This is a genomic window from Bacillus sp. ISL-18 (assembly GCF_018613415.1).
GTDB lineage: Bacteria > Bacillota > Bacilli > Bacillales > Cytobacillaceae > Neobacillus.
The window spans coordinates 768,424-782,851 of record NZ_JAGGQG010000010.1; the positions used below are offsets into that span (position 1 = coordinate 768,424).

The 14,428-nt window shown below is 40.0% G+C and carries 13 protein-coding genes and 1 other RNA gene; 5 read left to right on the forward strand and 9 right to left on the reverse strand.

Translation table 11 applies throughout. The features are described from left to right. Positions 1-214: 214 nt before the first annotated feature. The 5 genes from accA to dnaE all read right to left on the reverse strand — a co-directional run bounded on the left by accA (position 215) and on the right by dnaE (position 7,618). On the reverse strand, positions 215-1,192 hold the full coding sequence (accA, locus tag J7E81_RS17010; protein WP_215044088.1) for an acetyl-CoA carboxylase carboxyl transferase subunit alpha: 978 nt from the start codon (positions 1,190-1,192) through the stop codon (positions 215-217). Beyond that, a complete protein-coding gene (accD, locus tag J7E81_RS17015; RefSeq protein ID WP_215044090.1) occupies positions 1,186-2,064 on the reverse strand; it encodes an acetyl-CoA carboxylase, carboxyltransferase subunit beta in 879 nt (292 codons plus the stop codon). The genes accA and accD overlap by 7 nt, the downstream gene beginning before the upstream one ends. A 195-nt stretch (positions 2,065-2,259) precedes the next feature. Beyond that, positions 2,260-2,886, reverse strand: a complete 627-nt coding sequence (locus J7E81_RS17020) for a FadR/GntR family transcriptional regulator (RefSeq protein ID WP_308162229.1) — start codon at positions 2,884-2,886, stop codon at positions 2,260-2,262. A gap of 7 nt (positions 2,887-2,893) precedes the next feature. Further along, positions 2,894-4,132, reverse strand: coding sequence for an NADP-dependent malic enzyme (gene ystJ / locus J7E81_RS17025; RefSeq protein WP_215044092.1), 1,239 nt, complete (start codon positions 4,130-4,132; stop codon positions 2,894-2,896). A gap of 123 nt (positions 4,133-4,255) precedes the next feature. Next, on the reverse strand, positions 4,256-7,618 hold the full coding sequence (dnaE, locus tag J7E81_RS17030) for a DNA polymerase III subunit alpha (protein WP_215044094.1): 3,363 nt from the start codon (positions 7,616-7,618) through the stop codon (positions 4,256-4,258). A gap of 186 nt (positions 7,619-7,804) precedes the next feature. Between dnaE and ytrH the strand changes: the two genes are divergently transcribed. After that, positions 7,805-8,143 carry a sporulation membrane protein YtrH gene (ytrH, locus tag J7E81_RS17035; RefSeq protein ID WP_215044096.1) on the forward strand — a complete coding sequence of 113 codons (339 nt, stop codon included), beginning with the start codon at positions 7,805-7,807 and terminating at the stop codon, positions 8,141-8,143. Then, complete coding sequence (gene ytrI, locus J7E81_RS17040) at positions 8,140-8,640, forward strand: sporulation membrane protein YtrI (protein WP_215044098.1); 501 nt, start codon at positions 8,140-8,142, stop codon at positions 8,638-8,640. Before ytrH ends, ytrI begins: the two co-directional genes overlap by 4 nt. A 76-nt stretch (positions 8,641-8,716) precedes the next feature. Here the strand turns inward: ytrI and J7E81_RS17045 are convergent, their stop codons facing one another. After that, positions 8,717-9,661: a DHH family phosphoesterase gene (locus tag J7E81_RS17045; RefSeq protein WP_215044100.1), complete on the reverse strand. Its 945-nt coding sequence runs from the start codon at positions 9,659-9,661 to the stop codon at positions 8,717-8,719. 88 nt (positions 9,662-9,749) lie between these two features. Here J7E81_RS17045 and J7E81_RS17050 point away from each other — a divergent pair, with 88 nt between their 5' ends. After that, a complete protein-coding gene (locus J7E81_RS17050) occupies positions 9,750-10,061 on the forward strand; it encodes a YtpI family protein (protein WP_215044102.1) in 312 nt (103 codons plus the stop codon). 240 nt (positions 10,062-10,301) lie between these two features. Here J7E81_RS17050 and J7E81_RS17055 read toward each other — a convergent pair whose 3' ends face one another. From J7E81_RS17055 to J7E81_RS17065, 3 genes are all read right to left on the reverse strand, one after another. Then, positions 10,302-11,621: a CBS domain-containing protein gene (locus J7E81_RS17055; protein WP_215044104.1), complete on the reverse strand. Its 1,320-nt coding sequence runs from the start codon at positions 11,619-11,621 to the stop codon at positions 10,302-10,304. A gap of 188 nt (positions 11,622-11,809) precedes the next feature. Further along, positions 11,810-12,046, reverse strand: coding sequence for a hypothetical protein (locus J7E81_RS17060; RefSeq protein WP_215044106.1), 237 nt, complete (start codon positions 12,044-12,046; stop codon positions 11,810-11,812). A gap of 82 nt (positions 12,047-12,128) precedes the next feature. Next, positions 12,129-12,809, reverse strand: a complete 681-nt coding sequence (locus J7E81_RS17065) for a metal-dependent hydrolase (RefSeq protein WP_215044107.1) — start codon at positions 12,807-12,809, stop codon at positions 12,129-12,131. Between the two features lie 225 nt (positions 12,810-13,034). On the opposite strand from J7E81_RS17065, the gene J7E81_RS17070 reads away from it, so the two are divergent. Continuing rightward, entirely contained in the window at positions 13,035-14,132 is a 1,098-nt protein-coding gene (locus J7E81_RS17070) for a M24 family metallopeptidase (protein WP_215044109.1), read from the forward strand. Between the two features lie 53 nt (positions 14,133-14,185). Beyond that, positions 14,186-14,381, forward strand: a non-coding RNA gene (gene ssrS / locus J7E81_RS17075) — 6S RNA. The last annotated feature ends 47 nt before the right edge of the window (positions 14,382-14,428 follow it).

Here is a 14,428-nt window from a genome sequence, read left to right on the forward strand (position 1 = left end):
ATTAACATAAAATCCTCGAATATTTATAAAATAACATGAACAAAACGCGTTAACAACCGATTCAGATTAGTAATTATAATAGACGAAATAATCAATTAATTGGCAGCGCTTCATATTGGGTTGCAATCGTTATCATTAACAATTTAAGGTAATTTCAGTGAATAAAATGTGAACTCTTTTTAAAAAAAATCGTGCCCATTGAGAGCACGATTCGTTAATTTACACTAATGTAATCTTCCGCAACTGTGTATTCGCCAATGGTTCTAAACCGGTTATAACGGTCTGCTATTAATTCTTCTTCGGACCGTTTTAATAAGTCTGCTAGTGATGCTTTTAGCATTTTCTCAATTTCCTCAGCCTGCTTTTTAACATCCTTTTGAGCTCCACCCTTAATCTCTGGGATAATATCATCAATAATCCCCAGTTCCTTCAGGTCAGGAGCAGTAATTCTCATTGTTTCTGCTGCATTCTTTGCAAGAGACGCATCCTTCCACAGAATAGCTGCCGCCCCTTCAGGAGAAATAACGGAGTAAGTTGAATTTTCGAGCATATAAATGCGGTTGCCAACACCTAGTGCTAGGGCACCGCCGCTTCCGCCCTCTCCAATGACAACGCAAATAACCGGGACCCGCAGCCCAGCCATTTCAAATAAATTTCGAGCAATGGCTTCGCTCTGACCTCGTTCTTCAGCAGCTTTCCCTGGATAGGCTCCCTTCGTATCAATAAAGCAAATAATAGGGCGATTAAATTTATCAGCCTGCTTCATTAATCGCAATGCTTTTCGATAGCCTTCAGGATGGGGCATTCCAAAATTCCTGCGGATATTTTCTTTCGTATCTTTCCCCCGCTGATGGCCAATAACGGTGACAGGTAAGCCTTTAAACTTGGCTACACCGCCAACAATGGCTTCATCATCACCAAAGGTACGATCACCATGGCACTCAAAAAAACCATCAAAAAGATACGAAATATAATCAAGAGTGGTCGGGCGGCTGGCAAGCCGAGCTATTTGAACTCTGTCCCATGGCTTAATATTTTCATATATGTCCTGCTCCAGTTTCACCAGACGAGCCTCTAACTTTTTAATTTCAGAACTTAAATCTACATCTGTTGTTTTAGTGAACTCTTTTAGTTCCGTAATTTTCTTTCTTAACTCCACAATTGGGCGTTCGAATTCTAATTCTCCTACCATTCGAGTTCACCTCCAGGTTGATGAATTTCTAATATATTAGTAATTTTTTCCACTAAGTCTTCACGGGAAATAATGGCATCAAGCTGACCATGTTTTAAAAGGAACTCTGCCGTTTGAAAATCCTCCGGCAATTCCTCACGAATCGATTGTTCAATTACTCTCCGACCAGCAAAGGCAATTAATGCTCCCGGTTCAGCAAAGTTATAATCCCCCAAGGAGGCAAAGCTTGCAGAGACACCGCCTGTTGTCGGGTGAGTCATCATCGAGATAATAAGGCCGCCATTATTACTAAATCTCTTTAAAGCAACACTAGTCTTTGCCATTTGCATCAAACTGAGGGCGCCTTCTTGCATTCTTGCTCCGCCGGATGCTGTAAAAATAATAAATGGAAGCGACAATTCATCTGCTTTTTCAATGGCCCTGGTTATTTTTTCTCCAACAACTGAACCCATACTCCCCATCCGGAATGAAGCATCCATAATGGCTAAGACAATCTTATGGTCATTAACCGTCCCTATACCAGTTACAACGGCTTCATTAAGATTGCTTTTTTGCCGGTCTTTTTCCAGCTTTTCCAGATAATCCGGAAAATTAAGTGGATTCATTGAAACCATTTCCTCGTTTAATTCCACAAAAGTTCCTTCATCAATAAAACTATCGATCCGTTCTTTTGCTGTCATTTGGAAATGAAAACCGCAATGCAGACATACCTTTGCGTTTTTCACTAACTCTTTTGTATACATAATTTTTTTACATGAAGGACACTTAGACATAATTCCTTCTGGCACGTCATTCTTTGTAGTATCTTTTGTTATGGTTGCATATTTTTTCTTTTTTGGTTGATTTTTTGTAAAAAGATCCTTAAGCGCCAAATTAAAACCTCCCTTGTGTAACGCGACCTGCCTATGGCAAGATTCTCCAATTATTGCTATTATAAAAGTCTTTCTATCCAGCCTCCACTTCATACCTAAACCATTCTAAGTGTTCTAACTGAATCAAACTAAAAAATAGCCCTCCTAACAGGCTTGTATAACTTTCACTATAAAATAAACATAGTTCAAAATCTGTTAGTATTTGTCGGTAAAGTTTGACAAATTTCGAAGTTTTTTATACGCAGATAGTGTTTTTTCAAGATCCTTTTCAGCTATAGCGTTTAATAAATTAAGATAATGTTCCCGTTTATAGATTAGATCATTTTCCTCTAATGAGTGATAATACTCTTTTAAAATAGACCATAATCGCAAGAATAAATGGTTATCGGACAGCTCCATAAATCTCTGGAAAAATTCATCATCAGAGAAATGGTCCGTGATTTCAAACCAATCCTTAATCTTTTTGATTTCCTGATTATCTGCTTTTTGGAGTACTAAATGCAAGCAATCCATTTCAATATAGTTTTTGGTTTCATACACATCACGCTTAGCTTTTTGATCCTGCAAAATAAAAGTACTAAGAAGTTGGACAAGCTGATGACCGCGAAAATCTCTAATATAGGTTCCCTCGCCTCTTCTAGTCTCAATTAAACCAAGTAATTCTAACGCTCTAAGTGCTTCGCGAACGGAAGAGCGCCCGAAATTCAGGCGCTCCGACAATTCACGTTCAGATGGGATTTTATCGCCGGTCTTGAGACCGTCAATCGTAATCATTTCTCTTAATTGCTTCACAATCTCTAAATAAACTTTGGTATTCGTCACTTACGAATCACTCACTTTTACCAATGATTGCGAGCCTTTGAGTTCTTTCCTTTACATCCTCTGGATCAACTTTCAGACGGGCTACTCCTGTTTCCATAGCTGCCTTGGCCACTGCAGCAGCAACATTTGGTGCTACTCTTGGGTCAAAAGGTGCTGGGATAACATAGTCTGCATGCAGTTCATCCTCGCTTATTAATCCGGCAATTGCCTCTACGGCTGCCACTTTCATTTTTTCATTTATATGAGTTGCCCGAACATCAAGGGCTCCACGGAAAATTCCTGGAAATGCAAGGACGTTGTTCACTTGGTTAGGAAAATCAGAACGACCCGTTCCAACCACTTTTGCCCCCGCCGCTTTGGCTTCTTCCGGCATAATCTCTGGATCAGGATTAGCCATTGCAAAAATGATCGAGTCTGGGTTCATAGAAGCAACCATATCCTTGGTTAGTGCTCCTGCAACCGATACACCGATAAAAACATCCGCACCTTTTATCACATCAGCGAGACTTCCTTGTTGATTATCGCGGTTCGTAAATTTCGCCACTTCTGCTTTGACTGAATTCATCCCCTGCGGCCGGCCTTCATAAATGGCACCTTTTGTATCACACATGATGATATCTCTGACTCCGTAGTTATATAACAACTTGATAATGGCAATTCCAGCCGCACCGGCTCCGCTAGCAACTACCTTTATTTCAGTCATTTTCTTTCCAATAATTTTAAGGGCGTTGACAAGTCCTGCTACAGTTACAATGGCAGTGCCATGTTGGTCATCATGAAAAATGGGGATATTAGCTTCCCTTTTCAATCTTTCTTCAATCACAAAACAGTTCGGAGCGGCGATATCTTCGAGATTCACTCCCCCAAAGGTTGGCTCCAACAACTTTACCGTTTCGACAATTTTATCAACATCTGTTGTGTTTAAACAAATGGGAAAAGCATCCACTCCGGCAAAGCTTTTAAAAAGGACAGCTTTGCCTTCCATTACTGGAAGAGCGGCTTCAGGTCCAATGTTACCCAGCCCTAATACAGCTGTACCGTCGGAAACAACGGCAACCATATTACCTTTCATCGTATAATCATAAACCGTTTCAGGTTTTTCATAGATGTCTTTACATGGCTCTGCCACACCTGGTGAATAGGCTAAACTTAAATCATGTGCATTTCGAACTGGAACCTTTGATTTTGATTCTAACTTTCCCTTATGAATTCGATGCATATGTAATGCTTCTTCACGTAAAGTCAAGAACTGTCACCCCTAAAAAATTATATAAAAAATAATAATACCCATTCACTTATTGCCATCTATAGTGGTCAGACCACACTTGTCTCTTTACCACTATAACATATCTAGGGAAGTTGTAAAGAATTATTCCTTTAGGACCACGTTTTCTGAACCAAGGATATTTCTTAATTTTTGCAGTACATTCTGTTCAGGTTTCACCTTGTACTCATCACCTAACCTAAATGTTTTCCCGGTATCTTCATAATGGACAATAACGGGGGCAGTTCCTTTATTTTCTTTTAATAACTGATGTATCTGTTTTAGTAATGCTTCGTCCTTCATACCAGCGGAAACTTTTAAATATAAAACAGCTTGTGTTTTAAAATTGTTTTGTAACCATTGTTCCAAATCAAACACCTGCTGAATAATAAATTGCCATTGACCTTCTCTTTCTTCCAATTTACCTTCAAGAAGCACAAAACTTCCTTGTTTCAATAATACCTGAAATCTTTTATATACATTTGGAAATACCACAGCCTCCATCTCACCGCTCGAATCACTTATGGTTAAGAAAGCCATCGAGTCTCCTTTTTTTGTACGAATCGATTTCATCGCTGAAATATAGACACCTGAGGCAGCCCTTTTTACTTCCGGGCTAAATTGATATAACAGCAAGGCACCACTTAGTTTAAGCCTTTTTTCATAAATGGAGATAGGATGGTCAGATAGGTAGAAACCTAGCGCCTCTTTTTCAAAGGTCAATTTATTTTCGAGACTAATAGGATCCACTTGGACGTATTTTGGCTTTGGGATCATGTCTTCCTCAAATAAGGCAAACTGTTCATCCTCATTCGGTTTAAAGATTTGGGCATGTTCAATCGCTACATCCAAACTGGCTAAAAGAACAGCACGGTCTTCGCCAAATTCATCAAATGCACCGGAATGAACTAAATATTCAAGTGTTTTTCGGTTTACTGCTTTAGAAGAAACTCTAATACAAAAGTCAAATAAGTCTTCAAATCTCTTCCGTTTTCTAACTTGGAAGATTTCCTTCAGAGCTGCAGCACCCACACTTTTTATGGCTGCCAGGCTATATCGAATTCCATTTCTTTCTACCTGAAAGGAGTATTTGCTTTGATTAATCGATGGGGGGAGGACGTTGATCTCCTTTTGCCGCGTTTCCAAAATATATTGAGCAATTTTTGTATCATTCCCGATTGCAGAAGTAAGAAGGCCCGCCATAAAATGAACTGGAAAGTTGGCTTTTAAAAACGCTAGTTGGTAGGCAATCATACTATAGGCGACCGCATGGCTCCTATTAAATCCGTAGTTTGCAAATCGAACAATTAAATCATATATTTCATTCGCAAGTCCTTCTGTATAACCTTTCTTTAATGCCCCTTGAACGAAGTGATAGCGCTCTTTGTCCAATACTTCTTTTTGCTTTTTCCCTACTGCACGGCGTAACAAGTCTGCTTCACCAAGGGAAAAACCAGCCATTTTGGAGGCAATCTGCATGATTTGCTCTTGGTAAACAATGACTCCATAGGTATTCGCTAAAATGGGCTCCAAATCAGGGTGTGGATACTCTACAGCCGCCCTGCCATGTTTCCGGTCGATATAGAGTGGAATGTTTTCCATTGGGCCTGGACGATATAAAGCATTTACTGCCACAATATCCTCAAAGCGAGACGGCTTTAATCGAGTCAGTACCTTCCTCATACCCTCTGATTCAAGCTGAAATATACCTGTGGTTTCCCCTCTGGCCAGTAAGTCAAACGTGTTAGCGTCTTGCAGTGGTATCTGCCGTATGTCAACATTCCTGCCCGTATCTCGATAAATAGAAGTTAAAATCGTTTCAATTAACGAAAGGTTTCGTAGACCGAGAAAGTCCATTTTCAGTAAGCCAATCTCCTCAAGATACTCCATTGAATACTGGGTTAAGAAAACATCTCCGGACCCCCGTTGAATCGGGACTAACTCCACCAGCTGCTTCTCACTAATGACCACACCGGCCGCATGTGTGGAAGTATGGCGCGGCAGGCCTTCAAGTTTGATAGCTGTCTCAAACAATCTATGATTTAGCGGACTATCCTTCACAAACTTTCTTAATCGTTCAGATTCTTTATAAGCGGCGTCCAGATTAATACCTAAGCGGGACGGAACCAATTTTGATAAATACTCCAATTCTTTCGCATTTAAACCAAACGCTCGGCCGACATCTCTTAAAGCCGCTTTTGCAGCAAGTGTTCCAAATGTAACAATTTGAGCAACATGCATTTCCCCATATTTTTTAGCAACGTAATCGATCACCTCGTCCCGGCGATGATCAGGGAAATCGATGTCAATATCGGGCATCGATACCCGTTCAGGATTTAAAAAACGCTCAAATAATAGCTCATGCTTAATCGGATCTACGTCTGTGATATACAAAACATACGCAACAAGTGAACCTGCCGCTGACCCTCGTCCTGGTCCGGTTAAAATACCATGCTCGCGTGCATATCTCATAAAATCCCAAACAATTAAAAAGTAGTTACTAAATTTCATCCGCTTAATCACAGCAAGTTCATAGGACAATCGGTCTAAATATTCCTTATCCGGGTTAGAGAACCGTTCATACAATCCCTTTTCACATAAATGGTCAAGAAACTCCTCCGCGGGAACACCATGCTCGGTTGGGAATGCCGGTAAATAGGTTTTATTAAGTTCGATATTTACGGTGCACCGGGCGGCAATGTTCAAGGAATTTTCTAAGGCTTGGGGATGTTCTGAAAAGCAATCAACCATTTCTTCAGCACTTTTTAAATAAAACTGGTCGCTATCTAGTTTTTCTCTATGCTCATCCTGAAGTTTATCGCCATTTTTAATCGCTAGTAAACATTCGTGTGCAAATGTATCTTCTTTTTCTAAATAATGGACTCTGTTTGTAGCTACAAGCGGTATGTTCTCTCTGTTAGCGATCGTAAGAAACTGTTTGTATATCCTTTTTTCATCTTCTAGCTGATGCTGCTGGACAGATAAGAAGAAGTTGCCGTTTCCGAATATCTGATCCAGTCTAAGGATTAATCTTCGTGCATATTCCTCATTGCCGTTTAAAAGTGACTGTTCAATTTCCCCTTCTAAACCTGGAGAAATGGCGATAAGTCCTTGTGAATAAGATTTAAGCCATTTAAACGGAAGACCATTTTTAGACTTAGTTTGAACCGCACTTGTTATTTTTAGTAAGTTTTTAAATCCTTCCTCTGTTTCAGCAAGTAAAACAAGTGGATAGGCTTCATTTTCTGACCGTTCGCTTTCAACATCTACCGTTAGACCAATGATTGGTTTAAGGTTATTTTTCTTACAGAGTTTATAAAATTCAATCGTTCCGTACATGACGTTTCGGTCTGTCAGAGCAAGGGCTTTAAACCCTTTTCTTTTGGCATTTTCAATTAAATCCGGGACAGATGCCGTGCTTGTCAACAAGCTATAGGCACTATATACATGAAGGTGAATAAAAGACATAATGTCACACCGTTCCTTAAAAAAATTTCATTAATTTAATTATAGAGCTTAATAAGAAAAAAGGAAAATATGTTCTTATTTAACGAAAAGCATAAGCGCCTTGGGCTTTATTTCATGGTACTAACTCATATTCCAGAACCTTTGTCCATATACATGAATATAACAATTTGTAAGGGCGGTTTGCGCATGAAAGAGATTGGTTTTTTTCCGGCTTTTATTGAGGGCTACTTTATCGCACTAGGAGTCGTGCTTGGCGGTTCCTTAATTGGAGGAATTGCTTCATTCTTAACTGGACAACCACCGCTTACGACCGTCTACCGATTGTCCTCCGCACTTAGGATATGGGCAATCGTTTCTGCAATTGGTGGAACATTTGATGCAGTTTACACATTTGAAAGAGGTATATTTAACGCGGATACAAAGGATCTTTTTAAACAACTCTTGCTCATCCTTTCTGCCTTGGGCGGGGCCCAAACAGGTGCGCTCATTATTAATTGGTTAACCCAGGAGCATATCTCGTCATGAGAGTCCCGCAATTATATCGTAAACCCGGCTGGCAGCGCTTTTTTGCAGGAACCGCTGTTGGCGGAGCAATTAGCTGGTGTATCTTTCTCTATATTTACGGGGTTTGGCAGGAAGAGAACACGGAGTTAATACGGAAGCAGCAGCAGGAAATTGTTGATTTAAATAACGAGAAAAAGATTTGGCAGGATGAGTATAAGGAAATCAATCGGCGCAATATTGAACAGCTTACGGTCCAGAAAATAAATATTAAAATCACAAACGCCGAAAAATATAAGCTAGACTCGTTGAGTGTCCTAGAAACAGAAGATTCGGTTCACGATGATATTAGTATGATGCTCGCCAAAGATATCGAAACCGTATATAAAAGTAAGGACTTACTCAAAAAAATAATTGAAAACAAACAAGTAAAAATTAATGATAAAAGATACAAGTTAAAAGTGAAAGAAATGGTTATCTATACAAACTTAACCATCCAATTAGAAATTCATTTTGAATAAGCAAGGCTGCAGCGACTTTATTAGGCGCTGCAGCTAGACATACGGCCCTGAAAACGGGCCGTTTTCTTGCTTGAGACTAGTTGGAATATGCTTCGCAAACTTTCCCTAATTCCGTAACGACTTGTTCCACTTCGTCCCATGAATAAATCGTTGCACCCGAAGCAAGCGGATGTCCGCCGCCGTTAAATTTCCTTGCGACCACATTAATCACAGGCCCCTTCGAGCGGAGTCTTACCCGGATTTGGTTGTCTTCCTCAATGAAAAAGACCCACGCTTTTATCCCTTTTACCTCCCCAAGTGATCCAACCAGTAAAGATGCTTCAGCCGGTCTCGCGTCATACTCTTTTAATAAATCCTTGGTAATCTCAACAGAAGCTACACCATTTGGCTGTAGGACAAAATTCTGCAGGATATAACCTTGTAATTTAATAATTTTAGGATCTAGCTCGTACATTCTGTCAAAAAGTTCTGTCCGTGAAAAATTGTAATGAATTAATTCACCTGCATATGCAAATGTTTTTTCCGTTGAACTTGGGAACAAAAATCTACCCGTGTCACCAACAATACCGGCAAACAATAACCTTGCCGCCTCGTCATTCATTTTCAATCCCGATTCCTTACCTTTTAGATAGAATTCATAGATCATTTCACTGCAGGAACTAGCATTGGTGTCGACCCACAATAAGTCCCCATACGGTTCCATGTTAGGATGATGGTCGATTTTAATCAATTTATCTCCCCATGTATAGCGATGATCATCGATTCTTTCCTGATTGGCCGTATCACAAACAATCACTAATGCCCCTTTATAAACTTCGTCCTCGATTACATCAAGCCTGCGCAGGAAATTCAGCGTCGCTTCCTCTTGACCGACGGCATAGATTTTTTTCTCTGGAAAGGATTCCTTTAATATTGCGGTTAATCCACCTTGTGAACCGTATGCATCCGGGTCTGGACGGATATGACGGTGAACAATAATCGTTTCATATTGTTTAATTGCTGTTAAAATTTGCTCAATCATGACACTGCTCCTTATGTACCAATTATGGCTTTTTTTTTCAATCCACGATAAAATAATAATGATTTCAAGAAATTTGGAGGATTGAATAATGTTTGTATTCGTTGTATTGATTGTCGTTTTATTTGCTTTCTACTTATTTTATAAAACAAAATACATTAGAAGCAACCGTCAGGTAGAAAAGAAATGGCTTTCCGCCAAATCAAATATCGCACTTGGTCTTTTTGTCTGCTTATTTGGCATTAATCATCTTGTCTTTATATCCGAGACTACCACATCATACATTATTGCATCCATCTTTACTATTTATGGTGCCTACTTTAGTTGGATTGGCTTCAAAAAATATAAGCACTACCTTCCGTTTGCCATTGAAGAGGCTAACAGTCTTGAAGCCCAAAAATAAGTTGAGCCGCTTCTCAAAGGGAAGCGGCTTTCTTTTTAATTAGGCTGTGTTAAGGGGTATTGTTAATTTTTAGCATGTTGATTGGAGCGGAAGGCGGCGAAGACTCCTGCGGGAGTACGGGGCAGGGGAGACCCCACAGGCGCAGGTGCGCCGAGGAGGCTCCCCGGCACGCCCGCGGAAAGCGAAGCCGCCTGGAGCGGAAATCAACATTCAAGATTAACACAGCCTTTAATTAAGTTATTAATTCCGATCAATTAACTGACACATCATCATCGCTTTTCCCACTAACACACTTTCATTAAAAACCTCTACATCTACTTTCCCAAACTTACGGCCAACTTCCAGTACTTTAGGAATAATTTCTAAGGTACTTTCCATCTGAACCGGTTTTAAAAAGTAAATTGTCATATTTTCTACAACCAAATCGCCTTTTTTATAACTGCGTAAAATCCGATTTGCCGCTTCAGACACAATTGTGGTGAATACCCCGTATGAAATGGTTCCAAGATGATTAGTCATTTGAGGGGTTACTTCACAGGAGTAAACTTCCTCCCCTTTAGCTTTCCCTTGGATTAAAGCCATTTGGTTGGTAATGATATCGTCAATTGTTTCACCAACCTGCGGCTGGCGCTGATTCATTTGCAGCGCCTTTAATACATCTTGACGGCTGATAATTCCCTCAAGACGATTGGAATCGTCTGTAACAGGTAAGACCTCTATCCCTTCCCAAACCATTGTATGAGCTGTTGAGGCGACACTTGTTTTTCCGTTCACCGTCATTGGATTTTTTGTCATGATCTTATCAATCGAAGTATCTAAATCTCGGCCTAGTATATCTTTACTCGTGACCATCCCCTGAATTTTCATGTTTTGGTCGACAACAGGGTAGCGGCTATGCGTGGTTTTTTGATTTAGCTCATGCCATTTGGATACTTTATCTGAAGTTTTGAGATAATAGGTTTCATCAAGCGATGTTAAAATGTCTTCTACTAGAATGATTTCTTTTTTGATCAATTGGTCATAAATAGCCCTGTTAATCATCGTTGCTACCGTGAAGGTATCATAACTAGTTGAAATGACCGGTAATTCCAAATTATCGGCCAGCTTTTTCACATGCTCTTCACAGTCAAATCCACCAGTAATTAAAACAGCGGCTCCTTCTTTTAAGGCAAGCTCATGTGCCTGTGTCCGGTTTCCGACAATAAGGAGATTACCAGCCTCTGTATAGCGCATCATGGCTTCTAATTTCATCGCGCCAATGACGAATTTATTTAGGGTTTTATGCAAACCAGTTCTTCCGCCTAATACCTGCCCGTCCACAATATTTACAACTTCGGCAAATGTAAGCTTTTCAATATTTTCTTTCTTTTTTCGCTCAATCCTAATCGTGCCAACCCGTTCAATCGTGCTGACATATCCTTTATTTTCAGCTTCTTTTATCGCTCTGTAGGCCGTTCCTTCACTTACGGTCATCGCCTTGGCGATTTGCCGCACTGATATTTTTTCCCCAATTGGAAGTCCATCAATGTATTGCAAAATTTGTTCATGCTTAGTAGCCAAGACCTTCACCCTTTATTGTTTGAATTCCAATTCATCCAGTCTTACACCGGAATTATGTCTATTTTCCATTATAGAGTGTTAAAAGTCTTGATTCAATGCGGTTTCTCACAATTTATCATGCAAAGAGCGCCTTTTTTGAGGCGCTGCTTGCTAGGAGCCTTGAAAACTCCTAAGAAAATAATGAAGGATTAATGGTAGGAACGGGACTTTTTCTTTACACGTCCTGACTGCATTTTTCGCATCGATTTCTTTGGGCTATAGAGGATACCTGTTAGATTCCCTGCAATCACAACTAATGCAAAAGCCAGCCATGTTAAAGAAAAGATCCCTTGTGTGTTGTCAAGGTTAATTGACAATCTAGGTACAGCAAAATAGAGCATAAAGGCTGCAAGCAATAAGCAAAGTAGATATCGGTTCTTTTTCATTTTCATTTCCTCCCTAAAAGACTGCTTGTTTCATTTTTATGCTAGAGGAAGGAAAAAAAGTATGTGAAAACCGAAAGAACCATTAAATTTCTAATGCCTCACCTGGTGCAAGGACGAGTCCATTTTTATTAGGCATCATTTCAAGAAATTGATTCGGGTCTTGTTTAATTGGCGGGAAGGTATTGTAATGGATTGGAACAACTGTTTTAGCTCTTAACAGTTCGGCCGCATAGGCAGCATCCTCTGGACCCATTGTATAGTTATCACCAATTGGCAGGAAGGCAAGGTCGATTGGATGACGGTCGCCAATTAATTTCATATCGGAGAAAAGTGCAGTATCACCTGCGTGGTAAATGGTCTTCCCTTCACTCATAAACAAGATTCCAGCAGGCATTCCGCAATACACGATTTGATGATCATTTGTGGTATAGCTTGAGCCATGGAAGGCCTGGGTCAACTTTATTTTGCCAAAATCAAATTGATAAGAACCTCCGATATGCATACCATGTGTTTTTACACCCTGCCAGCTTAAGAACGTAGATAATTCATCCGTTGCCACTACAAGCGCGTCATTCCTTTTGGCCAGCTCTACAGTATCCCCCACATGGTCATTATGGCCATGTGATAATATAATTGCGTCGACTTTCACATCTTGCGCCTTTAAGTCCGTTAAGGAATTGCCTGTAATAAACGGGTCAATGATGATATTTTTTCCTGCCGTATTAATTTGAACAACTGAATGCCCATGATAAGATATTCTCATTCTTACCTACTCCTTTTTATCTATAAGAATTATCAAGCTCGGTGCCAACGCTAAGACGGGCACTTACGCTTTTCTATGTATTTCCCTAAGAATTTAGGAATTCCTTCTTACTTTATACCCATAACTGCTTCTTTTTAGTGCATGATAAGGTATGATAGTTTACATTCACCAATTATCTTGTTACGCTCAGGTTGGATTTGATATTTAACAAGGGGGTCCCCTAACATGAATCAACGATTAGTAAAGCTTCAAACTTGGATGAAGGAAAATGAAATTGAAGTCAGTTTTTTGACATCGTCAGAAAATGTTTTTTATTTAAGCGGCTATTATACTGACCCGCATGAAAGACTTCTCGCACTTGCGGTATTCCAAGAAGAGGAGCCGTTTTTGGTTTGCCCTTCAATGGAAGTACATGATGCAAAACGATCTGGCTGGGCTCATGAGATCATCGGCTACAGTGACATTGAAAATCCGTGGGAACTGATCTTAAACTCGATCAATAAAAGAATTCATAAAGTTTTGAAGGCTGCTATTGAAAAAGAACATATGAACGTTGAGCGCTATGAACGGCTTTTAAGTTTGTTTCCGCACGCTTCGTTCGTATCGGCAGAAGAAAAATTACGGATGCTGCGCATGATTAAGGATGCACAGGAATTAAAAATCATTGAAGAAGCCTGTGCATTGGCAGATTACGCTGTTCAGTTTGGTGCTAGTGAAATTAAAGAAGGAAAAACAGAACTCGATGTACTAAATGCATTGGAGTACGCACTTAAACAAAAGGGCGTAACCGAAATGTCGTTTTCAACCATGGTTCTAACAGGTGCAAATGCAGCTTCTCCTCATGGTACTCCTGGAGGAACCAAAATTAAAAAGGGCGATCTCGTCTTGTTTGATTTAGGTGTTGTGGTTGACCGGTATTGCTCCGATATTACAAGAACAGTGGCGTATGGAGATATTAACGATAAGCAAAAAGAAATATATGATACGGTCTTGAAGGCCCAACTTGCTGCGATAGACGCTAGTAAACCTGGGGTGAGCGCTGCGGAAGTGGACCTTACTGCCCGACGAATTATTTCAGATGCCGGTTACGGGAAGTTTTTCCCTCACCGCTTAGGGCATGGTCTTGGGATTAGTGTCCATGAATATCCGTCATTAACAGAGACCAATCAGTTGATAATTGAAGAAGGAATGGTTTATACGATTGAACCCGGTATCTATGTACCAGAGGTTGCAGGCGTCCGTATTGAGGATGATGTGTATATTACGGCGGATGGAGCAAAAGTGATTACTAATTTCCCAAAAGAGCTGCAAATTATTAAATAAAATTTGGGACCTTTTTACATTGAACTCTGTAAGGATTTGATGTATTATAACAATACAAGCTGCGTTGTACGTAATCATAATAAAGTTTTAACCTTTAAGCTGTAAAAGGGAGTTTAACTATCGAAGCGGAAATGACATGCCTCTGTCTATAGGACATGGAGGACACGCAGGAACGTTTCTGAGAACACCCACTTTGAGGAGTGGTGGTTTAAAACTTTCTTATATCTCTACGGCAAATGCGGCTACATAATTGCTTTATAAAACCAGCTTTCTAGTGAAGCTGGTTTTCCTATGTA

Excerpts from the sequence above, each read along its gene's own strand:
- accA (WP_215044088.1), bottom strand. The coding sequence starts at position 1,192 with ATGGTAGGAGAATTAGAATTCGAACGCCCAATTGTGGAGTTAAGAAAG.
- dnaE (WP_215044094.1), bottom strand. The coding sequence starts at position 7,618 with ATGTCTTTTATTCACCTTCATGTATATAGTGCCTATAGCTTGTTGACA.
- ytrH (WP_215044096.1), top strand. The coding sequence starts at position 7,805 with ATGAAAGAGATTGGTTTTTTTCCGGCTTTTATTGAGGGCTACTTTATC.
- ytrI (WP_215044098.1), top strand. The coding sequence starts at position 8,140 with ATGAGAGTCCCGCAATTATATCGTAAACCCGGCTGGCAGCGCTTTTTT.
- J7E81_RS17045 (WP_215044100.1), bottom strand. The coding sequence starts at position 9,661 with ATGATTGAGCAAATTTTAACAGCAATTAAACAATATGAAACGATTATT.
- J7E81_RS17050 (WP_215044102.1), top strand. The coding sequence starts at position 9,750 with ATGTTTGTATTCGTTGTATTGATTGTCGTTTTATTTGCTTTCTACTTA.
- J7E81_RS17060 (WP_215044106.1), bottom strand. The coding sequence starts at position 12,046 with ATGAAAAAGAACCGATATCTACTTTGCTTATTGCTTGCAGCCTTTATG.
- J7E81_RS17065 (WP_215044107.1), bottom strand. The coding sequence starts at position 12,809 with ATGAGAATATCTTATCATGGGCATTCAGTTGTTCAAATTAATACGGCA.
- J7E81_RS17070 (WP_215044109.1), top strand. The coding sequence starts at position 13,035 with ATGAATCAACGATTAGTAAAGCTTCAAACTTGGATGAAGGAAAATGAA.